The 13,682-nt window shown below is 44.7% G+C and carries 16 protein-coding genes; 11 read left to right on the top strand and 5 right to left on the bottom strand.

Features of this window, described 5'->3' with window-relative positions; all coding sequences use genetic code 11:
- Positions 1-18: 18 nt before the first annotated feature.
- From AC1DCV_RS05045 to AC1DCV_RS05060, 4 genes are all read right to left on the bottom strand, one after another.
- Positions 19-1,128 (bottom strand): efflux RND transporter periplasmic adaptor subunit, encoded by a 1,110-nt coding sequence (locus AC1DCV_RS05045; protein WP_477022156.1) that lies wholly within the window; start codon positions 1,126-1,128, stop codon positions 19-21.
- A gap of 14 nt (positions 1,129-1,142) precedes the next feature.
- The gene (locus AC1DCV_RS05050) at positions 1,143-2,426 is read right to left on the bottom strand and encodes a TolC family protein (RefSeq protein ID WP_477022157.1); all 1,284 of its coding nucleotides are present in this window, start codon (positions 2,424-2,426) and stop codon (positions 1,143-1,145) included.
- A 70-nt stretch (positions 2,427-2,496) separates the two neighbouring features.
- On the bottom strand, positions 2,497-3,867 hold the full coding sequence (locus tag AC1DCV_RS05055; RefSeq protein ID WP_477022158.1) for a sensor histidine kinase: 1,371 nt from the start codon (positions 3,865-3,867) through the stop codon (positions 2,497-2,499).
- Positions 3,868-3,946: 79 nt separating this feature from the next.
- Complete coding sequence (locus AC1DCV_RS05060; protein WP_477022159.1) at positions 3,947-4,627, bottom strand: response regulator transcription factor; 681 nt, start codon at positions 4,625-4,627, stop codon at positions 3,947-3,949.
- Between the two features lie 143 nt (positions 4,628-4,770).
- Here AC1DCV_RS05060 and AC1DCV_RS05065 point away from each other — a divergent pair, with 143 nt between their 5' ends.
- The 3 genes from AC1DCV_RS05065 to AC1DCV_RS05075 all read left to right on the top strand — a co-directional run bounded on the left by AC1DCV_RS05065 (position 4,771) and on the right by AC1DCV_RS05075 (position 6,321).
- Positions 4,771-5,325, top strand: a complete 555-nt coding sequence (locus tag AC1DCV_RS05065; protein ID WP_477022160.1) for a GNAT family N-acetyltransferase — start codon at positions 4,771-4,773, stop codon at positions 5,323-5,325.
- A gap of 12 nt (positions 5,326-5,337) precedes the next feature.
- Positions 5,338-5,835: an N-acetyltransferase family protein gene (locus tag AC1DCV_RS05070; RefSeq protein WP_477022161.1), complete on the top strand. Its 498-nt coding sequence runs from the start codon at positions 5,338-5,340 to the stop codon at positions 5,833-5,835.
- Between the two features lie 69 nt (positions 5,836-5,904).
- Positions 5,905-6,321, top strand: coding sequence for an EamA family transporter (locus tag AC1DCV_RS05075; RefSeq protein ID WP_477022162.1), 417 nt, complete (start codon positions 5,905-5,907; stop codon positions 6,319-6,321).
- A gap of 4 nt (positions 6,322-6,325) precedes the next feature.
- Here the strand turns inward: AC1DCV_RS05075 and AC1DCV_RS05080 are convergent, their stop codons facing one another.
- Positions 6,326-6,967 carry a helix-turn-helix transcriptional regulator gene (locus tag AC1DCV_RS05080; RefSeq protein ID WP_477022163.1) on the bottom strand — a complete coding sequence of 214 codons (642 nt, stop codon included), beginning with the start codon at positions 6,965-6,967 and terminating at the stop codon, positions 6,326-6,328.
- 138 nt (positions 6,968-7,105) lie between these two features.
- Between AC1DCV_RS05080 and AC1DCV_RS05085 the strand changes: the two genes are divergently transcribed.
- Genes AC1DCV_RS05085 through AC1DCV_RS05120 form a run of 8 tightly spaced genes read left to right on the top strand, consistent with a single transcriptional unit; the run spans position 7,106 to position 13,651 of the window.
- Positions 7,106-7,675 (top strand): NADPH-dependent FMN reductase, encoded by a 570-nt coding sequence (locus tag AC1DCV_RS05085; RefSeq protein WP_477022164.1) that lies wholly within the window; start codon positions 7,106-7,108, stop codon positions 7,673-7,675.
- Between the two features lie 54 nt (positions 7,676-7,729).
- Positions 7,730-8,056: a HesB/IscA family protein gene (locus AC1DCV_RS05090; protein ID WP_133808162.1), complete on the top strand. Its 327-nt coding sequence runs from the start codon at positions 7,730-7,732 to the stop codon at positions 8,054-8,056.
- Between the two features lie 13 nt (positions 8,057-8,069).
- Positions 8,070-9,515, top strand: a complete 1,446-nt coding sequence (gene sufB / locus AC1DCV_RS05095) for a Fe-S cluster assembly protein SufB (protein WP_441575891.1) — start codon at positions 8,070-8,072, stop codon at positions 9,513-9,515.
- Between the two features lie 41 nt (positions 9,516-9,556).
- The gene (gene sufC, locus AC1DCV_RS05100; protein WP_331963425.1) at positions 9,557-10,321 is read left to right on the top strand and encodes a Fe-S cluster assembly ATPase SufC; all 765 of its coding nucleotides are present in this window, start codon (positions 9,557-9,559) and stop codon (positions 10,319-10,321) included.
- A gap of 8 nt (positions 10,322-10,329) precedes the next feature.
- Complete coding sequence (gene sufD / locus AC1DCV_RS05105; protein ID WP_477022165.1) at positions 10,330-11,649, top strand: Fe-S cluster assembly protein SufD; 1,320 nt, start codon at positions 10,330-10,332, stop codon at positions 11,647-11,649.
- A 7-nt stretch (positions 11,650-11,656) separates the two neighbouring features.
- The gene (locus AC1DCV_RS05110; protein ID WP_477022166.1) at positions 11,657-12,904 is read left to right on the top strand and encodes an aminotransferase class V-fold PLP-dependent enzyme; all 1,248 of its coding nucleotides are present in this window, start codon (positions 11,657-11,659) and stop codon (positions 12,902-12,904) included.
- A 10-nt stretch (positions 12,905-12,914) separates the two neighbouring features.
- Positions 12,915-13,343: a SufE family protein gene (locus AC1DCV_RS05115; protein WP_441575888.1), complete on the top strand. Its 429-nt coding sequence runs from the start codon at positions 12,915-12,917 to the stop codon at positions 13,341-13,343.
- The gene (locus AC1DCV_RS05120; protein ID WP_441575887.1) at positions 13,340-13,651 is read left to right on the top strand and encodes an iron-sulfur cluster assembly protein; all 312 of its coding nucleotides are present in this window, start codon (positions 13,340-13,342) and stop codon (positions 13,649-13,651) included. The genes AC1DCV_RS05115 and AC1DCV_RS05120 overlap by 4 nt, the downstream gene beginning before the upstream one ends.
- The last annotated feature ends 31 nt before the right edge of the window (positions 13,652-13,682 follow it).

The raw sequence follows: 13,682 nt of genomic DNA on the forward strand, positions 1-13,682 counted from the left end.
AATAATGGCCTTTAGCGGTTACTGCTGATCCTTCAGCGTTTCATAGATGAATACCTGCCGGGATGCAATCACCCGGTCGCCTTCTTTCAGGCCGGAATTGATAAAAGCCCGTCCTTCGCTGGTTTTATCGATATTCACTTCTCTTATTTCTACCCCGCTTTTTGAGTTCACCCGCACCAGTACATAATATTTATCATGATCAAAAATGATCCCCCTCGAAGGAATACTCACTACATTACTATCCGCATGACGGTTAGCTTTCACCCGTACAAACATTTCAGGCTTCAGCAGGAATCCCGGGTTATCTACCACCACCCTGGCTTTCATCACTTTATTTTCGGGATCCAGTACATTATAGATCTTATCGATTGTACCGGAAAAGGATTTATCGGGATAGGATAAAGTAGACATCTGTACACGATCTCCTTCATGAATACTGGCGATGTCTGACTCAAAGATGTTGATCATGGCCCATACATTATTGAGGTCGGCAATCACAAAAATAGGGTCTGTGTTATCTGGTCGCCACTGCATACTTTCAGCGGCTCTTTTACTGATGATAAAACCAGGCACCGGGGCTTTCACAGCGTAATTGGTTTGATGGCCGCCCCCATTGATATCCAGAATAGCCTGTGATTTACTATGTGCTGCCACGGCTTTATCATAATTACTTTTGGCTTCCTCATAATCCCTTTGTGAGTTCAGCCCGCTCTTGTAAAAAGATTCCGCAACATCCATATTGCGTTTGGCTGTTTGCATATCGTTCACGGATATACGCTGATCAGCGGTAAACCCAGCCATTTCAGGGCTTTTAAGGATAGCCAGTACTTGTCCTTTTTTCACAAAATCGCCGGAATGTACTTTTACATCTGTCACAATACCACTGACCATGGGGAAAATACGGGCTGTTTTATCTTCATTCTCCGTAATTTTTCCGGTGAGCAGTATTTCATTTTCTACTGGCCTGACGGTAGCGGTATCCACGACCAGCGTGCGGAGAAGAGAGTCCGAAAGCGTCCATGAACGGGACTCTTCCGGAACTGTCTTGCTACCGCAGCCAGCCATGATACCAGTGGTGGAGATAATAATAACAATTGCAGGTATATAGTGCTTTATTGAATATTGCATGTTCAGGAAATTTATCAGGGATGAAAAATGAGGGCACCGGTACTGAAATTGAGCGACTCCAGAGCATGCAGCCTGTCATATCTCAGTTCGTTCATTTTAAGTACATTATTTCTGTAAGCATCGTACAGGTCAATAAATTCGAGCAGCCCGATATTATGAAGACGGTAATTTTTCTCTACTTCATTCATCATTTTACCGTAATCGTTTTCAAATCCGGGATCGAATTCACGGAGCAGTTTTTCTGTTTGCAATGCCAGCTCTAAGCTGTTCATTACTTCATGTGCGAGTTCATCTTCCTGCCCCTGTAACTGTAGCTTACTGCTTTCCAGCAGGGCTTTCGCAGTTTTTATATTTCCCTGGTTGCGGTTAAAGAAAGGTAATGGCATGGATACATTCAACCCATTGTAATTACGCTCAAAATTACCCTGCTTATCGAAAGAAAATCCCACCTGAAGATCCGGCACGGCCATCGACTTTTGCAGCCGCAGGTTCAGGTAATTATAATTCACGGTTTCCTGACCGATTTTCAGATCATAACGATTTGACCGGGCGGTATCGAGCAGCGACTGAAAATTATATTGCTGCTCAATGGGTTTGTCTGTGGCAGTATCCGGTAACTGCGGCTGTATAATGGTACCGGGAGCAACTCTGATCAGCAGGGCCAGATCGGATTGTGTTTGCTGTATATCCTGCTGCAACGTCAGGTGATCATGCTGCAGATCATAGAGCATGGATTTTATCCGGATAATTTCTTTAGGTGCTATATTGCCTAATTCTTTTTGTGCGGTAAATACTGTTACAACGGTTTGCAGGAAAGCAATCTGGCTGGCAAATGTTTGCAATGAGCGTTGCTTATAATAGAGGTCATAAAAATTATCATGGAGTGAAAAGCGTAGCGTGCGGAGGATATCATAAAACTGGTACTCACTCATTCTAACACCGCTCTGCGCCAGTTTCACGGCCTTATTGCGTTTACCCGCCAGTTTGACGAGCTGCTCTACCTGCAGAGAATTTTGTCCTTCGTAGGAAAAGTCAAACCATTTCTTTGTGGTATGACTGTACAAGACATTCTCAAACGTCACTTGCGGATTATCATACAGCTTAGCCGTTATGATACCTGCCCTGGCAGAATCAATGCTGTACCACTGCGTAAGTAACGGAATGTTTTTCTGCAGGAGCTGCTGTTCTGCTTCCGGAAGCGTGAGCCGGAGCGTATCTTTTATCTGCGCCGATGCCGTGAAACGGAATAGGGTGGCGAACAGTACGAGATAGGTGCTGAATGCTGGTCTAATGATCATACAACTTAATTTTCGTTGCAAAGATGGCATTAGGCTATTAGCTACATATTAGAATGAAGTTAAAACAAAATTAGAATTTCTGAACATGCGGAAAGAAAATATTGAACGTGGTTCCCTGCCCCAGCACACTACTCACAGTAATCGCTGCTTTGTGCAGTTGCAGTATCTTTTGTGTCATCGATAACCCAATACCATATCCATCAAAAGCATGGGCATTGTCTGCACGGTAAAGCGGCATAAATATTTTTTCCAGGTCTGCATCTGCAATACCAATACCATGGTCGCTTACAGACAGTGTTATCCCGGATCTACTAAAGGTTAACTGACAGTCAACATTACGGTTATACGAAAATTTGAAAGCGTTCCTGATGATATTCTGCAATGCCAGCATCATCAGGGAACGATTCCCCCGAATACAGAGTTGTGCAGCATCTGCGGGCATGTCATTCAACTTTACAAGCAATCGTGCCGTGGGTGTTTTAAGTTGCCAGAACTCCTGTATTTCCCATAACAATTCATCCAGCCGGATCATTTCGGAATTGGTATCTGTAAGGATAACATCTAACCTGGTTAGCTGTAACAGCCCATCAGTAATAATTTTCAGCTTCTCTGATTCTCCCAGTAGTGTACCCAATGTTTGGATATAATCTTCGCGGCTGCGTTCATTCTGAAGGGTCACTTCTATTTCCCCGATGATGGTGGTCAGTGGTGTGCGCAACTCATGGGAAGCATTGGATACAAAGGAGCGTTGCATATCAAAGGCCTGCTCCATATGCTGCAACAGCCCATTAAAATTTGTGGCCAATTCGTCTATTTCATCTTTATTGCGTCCTTGTTGTACGCGCATATGTAGGTTATTGGAACGAATATTTTTCACCTGCCGGTTAATACTTTTAATGGGCTCCAATGCCCTGCTGGCATACCATTGGCCCATCACAAAGGTAATCAGTAATGCTACAAGGAACATCACGATCAATATCCACATCAGGTAATTCAGTTGTTGTACCCCCATGGTATTACGGGCAGTTACAATCACTACAAAATTGCCCTGGTTGTCGGGATAATAAATACCGAGGCCGGATTCTTCCTGGAAGCGGAACCGGTATACTTCCCTATGGCGGATAGTTTCCAACATAGACGCCGGCCAGTTGTATTTTGTTTTTTCTATAAATACCCCCTGGTTGCGCTGATCATATATATTGGAGGATTCATCGGGTATCCGTTCCCGGTAGCTCTTTTCTATTTCAAGGAATTTCTTCTTGGTCAGTTCATCTTTTTCCAGGTATACCTGGGCAGTCACCAGGGCTCGCATCTGCAACAGTTTATAAAAACTGTTTTGAATATACTGGGCAGATAACAGGTATATCAGTACGAAAACGATGGTCAGTATAATACCTGAAATGAGCGTGAACTGGAGTGATAAACGATGACGTATTTTCATGAGCTTTTAGCCATTAGCTTTTAGCTAGTGTTTTGTTGTTAAGAAATAAAAAATAAGCTAATAGCTAAAGGCTAACAGCTTATTTCTGTTTCATAACATAACCCATTCCTACTACGGTATGGATTAGCTTTTCACCGGCAAAGCCTTTTTCTATTTTATTCCGGAGATAGTTAACATATACATCTATGGTATTGGTACCGGTATCAAATTCCAGTCCCCATACGGCTTCTGAAATGAGTGCGCGTGAAAGGACCTTACCGGTATTTTTAAGCAACAGCTCCAGCAATGCATATTCTTTTGCAGTGAGCGTGATCTCCTGCCCTTCCCTGCTGGCTGTTTTGGTGTTGGTATTCAATTGCAGGTCCGCAAAAGTAAGAATGGCCTGTTCCTGGTGAAACTGGCTTTTTCTGCGGGAGAGCGCATGAATTCTGGCTACCAGTTCGGAGAAATGAAATGGCTTGGCGAGATAATCATCAGCACCGGCGTTTAATCCATCCACGATGTCCTGTGTAGCATTTAAGGCTGTCAACATCAGAATGGGTGAACTGACTTCCAGTGTACGCAAATTTTTGCAGAGGGTAATCCCATTGATACCCGGTAACATAATATCCAGCAGGATCAGGTCATAATCCTGCTCCAAGGCGGCTTGTTGTCCTGCTATACCATCGGTACATACTTCCACCTGGTGGTGGTGTTCTTCCAGTCCTCTTTTTATAAAGGCACCTACCTTGGTTTCATCTTCTATCACCAATATTTTCATAGCTAATAATTAAAAGCAATAACCCTTGCAAAAGTAGGATTGTTTACTCCGGCGTTCATTAAAGCCACATTAAAATCAAAGATGGTGTGGACAATTTACCAATATCTGTTAGCTTTGCTTCAACCTAAACCGGCAACAGTATTATGCATTTACCCGTTTTAAGCACCGGCAACCTGGTATTGCGACCTATAGAAGAAAAAGATACTGCTACCCTGTTCCATCACTTTTCAGATGATGCGGTAACAAAATATATGGACATTGATTCTTTTTCAAATATCAGCGAGGCAACCCACATTATTCAATTCTTCCGTAAAAGCCTGGAAGATGAGGAAGGTATGCGCTGGGCGATTACCCTGGCAGGAAAAGATGAATTGATTGGTACCTGTGGATATCATAAGATCAACAAGCCCCATTTCAAAGCTGAAATTGGTTACGATCTTCGGCCGGCATTCTGGGGCAAAGGCATTATGAAAGAAGCAATAGGGGTTATGCTCACTTACGGTTACGAGGAGTTACAGTTTAACCGGATAGAGGCTTTTGTGGATCCGGAGAACATTGCCTCTTCGAAACTATTGTCCAGGCTGGGTTTCCACTACGAAGGCTTTTTAAGAGATGCCTTCTTCGAAAAAGGAAAATTTGTGAATGCGGAACTATACAGTCTTTTAAGGCATGAACATACCCGGGAGTCTATTTACTAATTAATATATACCATGAGTTTGGAATTCAGGCATGCGGCAGCATCAGATCTGCCAAGGATCGTTGAAATTTATAACAGTACTATCGCCGGCAGAATGGTGACAGCCGATACCAGTCCTGTAACACCAGAGAGTCGTTTGCCCTGGTTTCATGCACACAACCCTACCCTGCGTCCGCTGTGGATGATTGATCTGGATGGGAACAATGTAGGCTGGATGAGCTTTCAGTCGTTCTATGGTCGCCCGGCTTACAATGGCACCGTAGAAGTCAGTATTTATTTAGATGAATCTGCCCGTGGCAAAGGTTTGGGCAAACAAATACTGCGTTATGCGATTGAAGTAGCGCCTCAGTTTGGCGTGCAAACCCTGCTCGGATTTATTTTTGCGCATAATCAACCCAGCCTGAAACTATTTACTGACATAGGTTTCAAAGAGTGGGCGCATCTTCCGGAAATTGCAGTACTTGATGGTGTGGAAAGAAGTCTGAAGATATTGGGATACAAAATTATATAGGGGTTATTGCCGCCGCTACAGAATGTATACAGTTTCCATCTATAATTTAGAACCTCAAAACACTGTGCTATGTGGTGGATTTACGCTTTATTATCTGCTGTCTTTGCGGCGCTCACTGCTATTTTTGCAAAAATCGGGGTGGCGGATATTCCTTCCAACCTGGCCACTGCCATCAGGACGGTGATCATTCTGATCATGGCCTGGGCGATTGTATTGGCGAGGGGTGAGTACAAAAATTTCGGAGCGATTTCCAAACACAGTATGTTGTTCCTGGTATTGTCAGGACTGGCAACGGGTTGTTCCTGGATTTTTTATTTCAAGGCATTGCAGGTGGGAAAGGTGTCGCAGGTAGCGCCGGTAGATAAACTGAGTGTAGCCCTTACCATTATATTGGCGGCGGTATTCCTGCATGAGGCGCTTACCTGGAAAACAGCCATCGGTGCCGGGTTGATTATTGCCGGTACGCTGGTATTGATATTAAAATAAAGGATTATTCTGCTTCGATCTTATAAACACAACGGCGGGCACCGTTGATGATATGTTCCATACGGGACACGTTCATTTTTTCGCCGAGGATGCTGACAAATGTTCTCATTTCGGAGGTACAGATGTTATCGCATTCAGAGGCGGCACAACAGATCGGGCAGTGATTTTCTATGAAGAAGTAGGTGTCGCCCTCTTTTTTCCATTCTGCCAGGTAGCCTTCACCGGAGCGGATGGCAGCGAACGAAGTCAACCTGTTTTCGAGGCCGTTTACACCCTGCAGGGCGCTGCTGTATTTTTCGAGCTGATTTTTTTCTCTTGCATTGACTACATTGTCGAGTGCTTCCTTGCCTAAAACAGTTTTAATGGTCTGTATTAATTGCAGGCTGAGTTCGGTATGTGTATCCGGGAAACGGGCATTGCCCAATGGGGTGAGACTCCAGATTAAAACGGGGCGTCCAACGCCTCTGGACGTGCTTTCGKAGTGCACCAAACCTTCTTCTGCCAGTTTAAGCAACTGAAGCCGGGCACCTTCTCCGGTAATACCCAATTCACTCGCCAGTTCGGCTGCAGACAGCGGTCCCCGGGTCTTGAGCAATGTCAAAAACCGTTCGGCAGCATTCTTGGTTCGTATTGGATAATTTTCCAAGTTATTACTTGTTTTATTATCAAATATCGGTATTTTTGTGAAAGCTAAAAAAAAGATTTTGGGATTTTGATGATTGTGAGCGGTAGTCCATCAAAACATAATCTCATAATCACTTAAATCTCTAAATATTAGATATTAATGAACGTCCTGATATTTAATGGTGCTATAGATGACCGTCCTTATGCCACTTCTAACCAGTTGGCGGTGTATCTGACGGAGAAATTACAGGAAAAAGGGTTTTCGCCTGAGATATTTAGTCTGGGTAACACACAAATCCCCTTCTTTTCCCAAGAGGAAGCGGGGCTTAAACCGCCCGCAGTAGAGGCGATGTGTGCAGCGTTTTGCAAGGCCGATCTTCATATATGGATGACACCATTATATCATGGCAGCATGACAGGTGCTATGAAAAACTGCCTGGACTGGCTGGAAATGACCAGTAAGAACCAGCGTCCTTATTTAACAGGAAAGGTTGTAGCTTTGCTCTCCTGGGCAGACGGCACACAGGCCATGCAGGGTATTAATGCGATGGATGCAGTGGCGAAGGCCTTAAGAGCATGGGTATTACCATATTCCCTGCCTATTTTAAAAGATAACCTGTATGACCCGCAAACCCGCGGGTTGACTGCGTTTTATAAAAACAAACTGGATACGATGGTGCAGCTACTGTGTGCGGCAAAGTCGCATGTGGTAGCAGGTATTGAAGGATAAATCGTGGAAACACACCGGGAAACCGGTGATAGCTAATCAAAACAAATTCTGAGTATGATAACCGTTTCAGAAAAAGCAGGAGAATATATCAAAGCGCTGATGGAAAGAGAACATCATGCGCCGGGTACCTTTGTACGTGTAGGCGTAAAAGGTGGTGGTTGCTCAGGCCTCGAATATGTGATGAAATTTGAAGCAACAGAAGAGGAAGGCGACCAGATATTTGAAGATAAAGGCATTAAAGTAGTGGTACAAATGAAAAGCCTGTTGTACCTGTATGGTACAGAGTTGGACTTTTCCGATGGACTGAACGGCAAAGGCCTTTTCTTTAACAATCCTAACGCAACCAGAACCTGTAGCTGCGGCGAAAGCTTCGGGGTATAAATTTTAAACTTGTATGATCAACAGTAACGAAATAATTGATGATATAGCCAATAAGGAGTATGAGTTTGGCTTTAGCACCGATATTGAAATGGATATAGCTCCTCCCGGGCTGAATGAAGATATCATCCGTTTTATTTCGGCGAAGAAGAATGAACCTGAATGGCTGCTGGAGTGGCGCCTGAAAGGATTTGCCGCATTTAAGAAAATGGAATTCCCTAAATGGCAGCATTTTGAAATGCCTAAGCTTGATCTGCAGGCACTTTCTTATTATGCAGCGCCAAAAAAGAAAATAACGCTCAACAGCCTGGATGAAGTAGATCCTGAACTGCTGGCGACTTTCGCCAAACTGGGTATTCCCCTGAACGAACAGAAAGCACTGACCGGCGTAGCAGTAGATGCTGTATTTGACAGCGTTTCTGTGGCAACCACCTTCAAAGGCAAGCTGAAAGAAATGGGCGTAATTTTCTGCTCTTTCGGTGAAGCGGTGCAGGAACATCCTGACCTGGTAAAAAAATACCTGGGTAGTGTGGTGCCTCATACGGACAATATCTTTGCTGCGCTCAACGCTGCGGTATTCTCCGATGGTTCGTTCGTATACATTCCGAAAGGCGTTCGTTGCCCGATGGAACTGAGCACTTACTTCCGTATCAATGCGCAGAACACCGGACAGTTTGAACGTACCCTGATCATTGCAGACGACAACAGCTATGTAAGTTACCTGGAAGGTTGCACGGCGCCTATGCGTGATGAAAATCAACTGCATGCTGCAGTAGTGGAACTCGTAGCCATGGAGCAGGCTGAAATAAAATATTCTACCGTACAAAACTGGTATCCCGGTGATAAAGACGGTAAAGGTGGTATCTATAATTTCGTGACCAAGAGAGGTATCTGCAAAGGTACTTCCAGCAAAATCTCCTGGACACAGGTGGAAACCGGTTCTGCTATTACCTGGAAATATCCCAGTGTAATTCTGCAGGGTGATTATTCTGAAGGCGAATTTTATTCCGTAGCAGTAGTCCGTAACAAACAGATTGCTGACACCGGTACCAAAATTCACCATATCGGAAAAGGCACCAAAAGCCGCATCATTTCCAAAGGTATTTCTGCTGGTCGTGGCGACAACAGTTACCGCGGACTGGTATCCGTTGGTCCCCGTGCAGACAATGCCCGCAATTTCACTCAGTGCGACTCCCTGCTGATCGGTAACCAATGCGGATCTCACACATTCCCGTATATCGAATCCAGGAACAAAACGGCGATGATCGAACATGAAGCTACCACTTCCAAAATCGGAGAAGATCAGATCTTCTACCTGAATCAACGTGGTATCGACAGTGAGAAAGCGGTAGCCCTGATCGTAAACGGTTATGTGAAAGAAGTACTGAACCAGCTGCCAATGGAATTTGCAGTGGAAGCACAGAAATTATTATCTATTACACTTGAAGGAAGCGTTGGATAATTCATTATCCAACTAATACATACAGAACGAAAAAAACAAACATGCTGACGATTAAAAATCTGCACGCAGAAGTAGAAGGGAAAAAAATTCTGAAAGGCATTAATCTCGAAATAAACAAAGGAGAAATGCACGCTATCATGGGACCTAACGGTTCCGGCAAAAGCTCATTGGCTTCTGTTTTGGCGGGTCGTGATAACTATACTGTCACCGAAGGTGAGGTATGGTTCAACGGCAAAAATCTGCTGGACATGGCTCCGGAAGATCGCGCCCGTGAAGGTGTATTCCTGGCTTTTCAATACCCTGTTGAAATCCCCGGTGTTTCTAACCTCAACTTCATGAAAACTGCACTGAATGAAATCAGGGCGTATAAAGGCCTCCCTGCCCTCGAAGCAAGAGAGTTCCTGAAGCTGACCAAAGAAAAACAACAACTGGTAGATTTCCATTCCAACCTGATGAACCGTTCTCTGAACGAAGGATTCAGTGGTGGTGAAAAGAAACGTAACGAAATTTTCCAACTGGCTATGCTGGATCCACAGCTGGCAATATTGGATGAAACAGATTCCGGATTAGATATCGATGCACTGCGTATTGTTTCAAATGGTGTAAACAAATTACGTGATGCAGAGAAATCCTTCGTAGTGATTACTCACTATCAACGCCTGCTGGAGTATATCATACCTGACTTTGTGCATGTATTATACAATGGCCGTATCATCAAAACCGGTACCAAAGAACTGGCACTGGAACTCGAAGAAAGAGGATACGACTGGCTGAAAGAGGAATTACATTTGAAAGAATCTGTATAAAACGAATTATGACAAGCGATATGATATTGCCATTTTACCAGGCGTTAACGGAAGATGTAAATGCACTGTCAGCACAGGTATCCACTCCTGCTACTGCAGCACTGCACGACATCCGCCGCAAGGCGCTGGAGCGTTTCACAGCAACAGGACTTCCTACGCTGAAAACAGAAGCATGGCGCTACACGAATATTCAGCGCTATCTGAAAGAATTTCCATATGAATTGCTGACCACTGCTACACCGGTTTCCGCTGCGGTAGCAGAAAGCAAAGCAATTCCTGAACTGGATTGCTACCGTATAGTACTGGTAAACGGCCACCTGCAGGCAGATCAGTCTACCCTGCCCGAAGGTAAAGGCATCACGGTGGGCGCAATGAGCGCAAACACTACTGCTCCTGGTTTTGTTACGTATTTCAACGAACAGAAACACCTGGCCGGCGAATCAATGGCCCAGTTAAATACCGCCCTCTTCGCAGATGGTTTGTATATAGAACTGGCTGCCAATACTGTACTGGAAAAACCAATACACGTAGTACACGTATATTCCTGCACAGCGCACGCTGTTATTCAGCCCCGTCATTTATGGGTACTGAACAGAAGTGCTGCCGCTACGATTATCGAAAGCTCTGTTCATCCGGAAACCGCTACTGTGGCTTTTGCCAACAGTGTACTGGAAACCGTGATACTGGAAAATGCAGAACTGTGGCATTATAATGTACAACAAGGAGAAGAAAGCTTCCGCGAAGTACATACCACTGCTGCACAGCAACATAAAGACAGCCGTTATCATCATTTTAATTTCACACTGCCCAATACCCCGTTCACCCGTAATAACCTGAGCGTGGCACTGAATGGCAGTCATACTGAAACTAATCTGAACGGTTTATATATTGCCAGCAAACATCAGCATGTAGATAACCATACTTTCATGGATCATATCATGCCTGACTGCAACAGTAATGAGCTGTACAAAGGCGTACTGCTGGATAATGCCAATGGCGTATTCACCGGTAAAATCCTGGTACACCAGGAAGCGCAGAAAACAAATGCATTCCAGCAGAACAATAACCTGCTGCTGGGCAACAAAGCAGATATTAACTCTCAGCCTCAGCTGGAAATATATGCCGATGATGTAAAATGCAGCCATGGTTTTACTGCCGGTCAGTTCAGCGAAGAATCCATGTTCTACCTGCGCTCCCGTGGCATAGGTGAAGATGCGGCAAAAGCGCTGATGGTAAATGCTTTCTCTCATGACATTACAGATGCCATAAAGGTACCAGCCCTGCAACATTACCTGCAGGAGCAGATTGCGGAGATCATGAATAACTAAAATTACAATGGAACATATTGCTAACATAGTGACCGCCGGCCTGGATGTAACGCAGATCAGAAAGGATTTTCCTATTCTGCAGCAACAGGTACATGGCAAACCGCTGGTATACCTCGACAACGGAGCAACCACGCAGAAGCCGCAGGTAGTAATAGCAGCGGAAGCCCGCTACTATGAAGAATATAACAGCAATGTGCACCGGGGTGTACACCACCTGAGCCAGGTAGCAACGAATGCATACGAAAAAGCCCGTATCACCGTAGCCGGCTTTATCAACGCAGCAGATCCACACGAAGTCATCTTTACCAAAGGCACTACAGACGGTATCAACCTGGTAGCCAATACCATGGGCCGTCGTTTCCTGAAGGCAGGCGATAGCGTGATCATTTCTTCCATGGAACACCATAGCAATATAGTGCCCTGGCAGATTGTTTGCGAAGAAAACGGCGCCACACTGAAGGTAATCCCTATCAATGAGCGCGGTGAACTGCTGATGGATGCCTACGAAGCCATGCTGGACGACTCCGTGAAAATGGTTGCCGTTACCTACGTTTCCAATACGATGGGCACCGTGAATCCGGTACAGGATATCATCACGCTGGCGCATACACGAAATATACCGGTACTGCTGGATGCCGCACAGGCCATTCAACATATCAGTATTGATGTGCAGGCCCTGGATGTAGACTTCCTCGCATTTTCCGGCCATAAAATTTATGCACCTACCGGCACCGGTGTGCTCTATGGCAAAAAGGAATGGCTGGATAAACTGCCCCCTTACCAGGGTGGTGGCGATATGATCAAGACCGTCACTTTCGAGAAAACGATCTATAACGAATTACCGTATAAATTCGAAGCCGGTACCCCTAATATTGCAGGCGCCATTGCGCTGGGGACTGCCATTGAATATTTACAAAAGACCGGCATCTCCAATATCCAGCAATGGGAAGAAGAACTGATGGAATATGCAATGCAGGAACTCCGTAAAATTGATGGTATCCGCTTTATCGGAGATGCGGCCAACAGAAGTGGTGCGATTTCCTTCCTGGTACACAACATTCACCCTTTTGACATGGGCGAACTGCTGGATCAGCAAGGTATCGCTGTAAGAACAGGACATCACTGCACCGAACCGCTGATGGATCTCTTTAAGATCCCCGGTACCGTTCGTGCATCACTCTCTTTTTATAATACCAGGGAAGAAATAGACAAACTGGTAGCCGGCATTAAAAGAGCCGCCTCCATGCTTTTGTAAACAGGTGAATATGACGATTCAGGAAATACAGGAAGAAATAGTATCGGATTTTTCGATGATGGGCAGCTGGGAAGATAAATATGAATATATCATCCAGTTAGGTAAGGAATTACCACTCATTGCAGAAGAATTTAAAACACCGGACAACCTGATCAAAGGCTGTCAATCACGTGTGTGGCTGCATACAGAACTGAAAGACGGGAAATTGTTTTTTACCGGCGACAGTGATGCAGTCATCACCAAAGGACTGGTCAGCCTGATGATTTATGTACTTTCCGGGCATACGCCAAAAGACATTGCAGCAGCAGATATCTATTTCATTGACGCCATTGGTTTGAGCAGTCATCTCTCCCCTACCCGTTCCAACGGGTTACTGAGTATGCTGAAACAAATGAAGCTGTATTCCATCGCTTACCAGGCAAAAATTAACCAGCAATGAGTGAAGCAACATTAAGAGAACTGATAGAAGCACAGCTGAGAACCGTGTTTGATCCGGAAATTCCGGTGAACATCATGGAACTTGGACTGGTATACGAAATCAAGATCAAGGAGAATAACCGGATTGGTATCGATATGACCCTTACTGCGCCCGGTTGCCCGGTGGCAGGAGATATTATCCGCGAAGTAGATGAAAAAGTAAGAAATATTGAAGGCGTTTCTGACGTAGATGTACATCTTACTTTTGATCCACCCTGGACTAAAGAAATGATGAGTGAAGAAGCAAAGCTGGAACTGGGCTTTCTTTAAGCAATAAAAAATACCAGATATTGAACCAAAT

This window comes from Chitinophaga sp. 10T418, assembly GCF_056394125.1.

Bases quoted from the DNA above. Each gene is read 5' to 3' on its own strand.
- AC1DCV_RS05045 (WP_477022156.1), bottom strand. From the start codon at position 1,128: ATGCAATATTCAATAAAGCACTATATACCTGCAATTGTTATTATTATC.
- AC1DCV_RS05050 (WP_477022157.1), bottom strand. From the start codon at position 2,426: ATGATCATTAGACCAGCATTCAGCACCTATCTCGTACTGTTCGCCACC.
- AC1DCV_RS05055 (WP_477022158.1), bottom strand. From the start codon at position 3,867: ATGAAAATACGTCATCGTTTATCACTCCAGTTCACGCTCATTTCAGGT.
- AC1DCV_RS05060 (WP_477022159.1), bottom strand. From the start codon at position 4,627: ATGAAAATATTGGTGATAGAAGATGAAACCAAGGTAGGTGCCTTTATA.
- AC1DCV_RS05065 (WP_477022160.1), top strand. From the start codon at position 4,771: ATGCATTTACCCGTTTTAAGCACCGGCAACCTGGTATTGCGACCTATA.
- AC1DCV_RS05070 (WP_477022161.1), top strand. From the start codon at position 5,338: ATGAGTTTGGAATTCAGGCATGCGGCAGCATCAGATCTGCCAAGGATC.
- AC1DCV_RS05075 (WP_477022162.1), top strand. From the start codon at position 5,905: ATGTGGTGGATTTACGCTTTATTATCTGCTGTCTTTGCGGCGCTCACT.
- AC1DCV_RS05085 (WP_477022164.1), top strand. From the start codon at position 7,106: ATGAACGTCCTGATATTTAATGGTGCTATAGATGACCGTCCTTATGCC.
- AC1DCV_RS05090 (WP_133808162.1), top strand. From the start codon at position 7,730: ATGATAACCGTTTCAGAAAAAGCAGGAGAATATATCAAAGCGCTGATG.
- sufB (WP_441575891.1), top strand. From the start codon at position 8,070: ATGATCAACAGTAACGAAATAATTGATGATATAGCCAATAAGGAGTAT.
- sufC (WP_331963425.1), top strand. From the start codon at position 9,557: ATGCTGACGATTAAAAATCTGCACGCAGAAGTAGAAGGGAAAAAAATT.
- sufD (WP_477022165.1), top strand. From the start codon at position 10,330: ATGACAAGCGATATGATATTGCCATTTTACCAGGCGTTAACGGAAGAT.
- AC1DCV_RS05110 (WP_477022166.1), top strand. From the start codon at position 11,657: ATGGAACATATTGCTAACATAGTGACCGCCGGCCTGGATGTAACGCAG.
- AC1DCV_RS05115 (WP_441575888.1), top strand. From the start codon at position 12,915: ATGACGATTCAGGAAATACAGGAAGAAATAGTATCGGATTTTTCGATG.
- AC1DCV_RS05120 (WP_441575887.1), top strand. From the start codon at position 13,340: ATGAGTGAAGCAACATTAAGAGAACTGATAGAAGCACAGCTGAGAACC.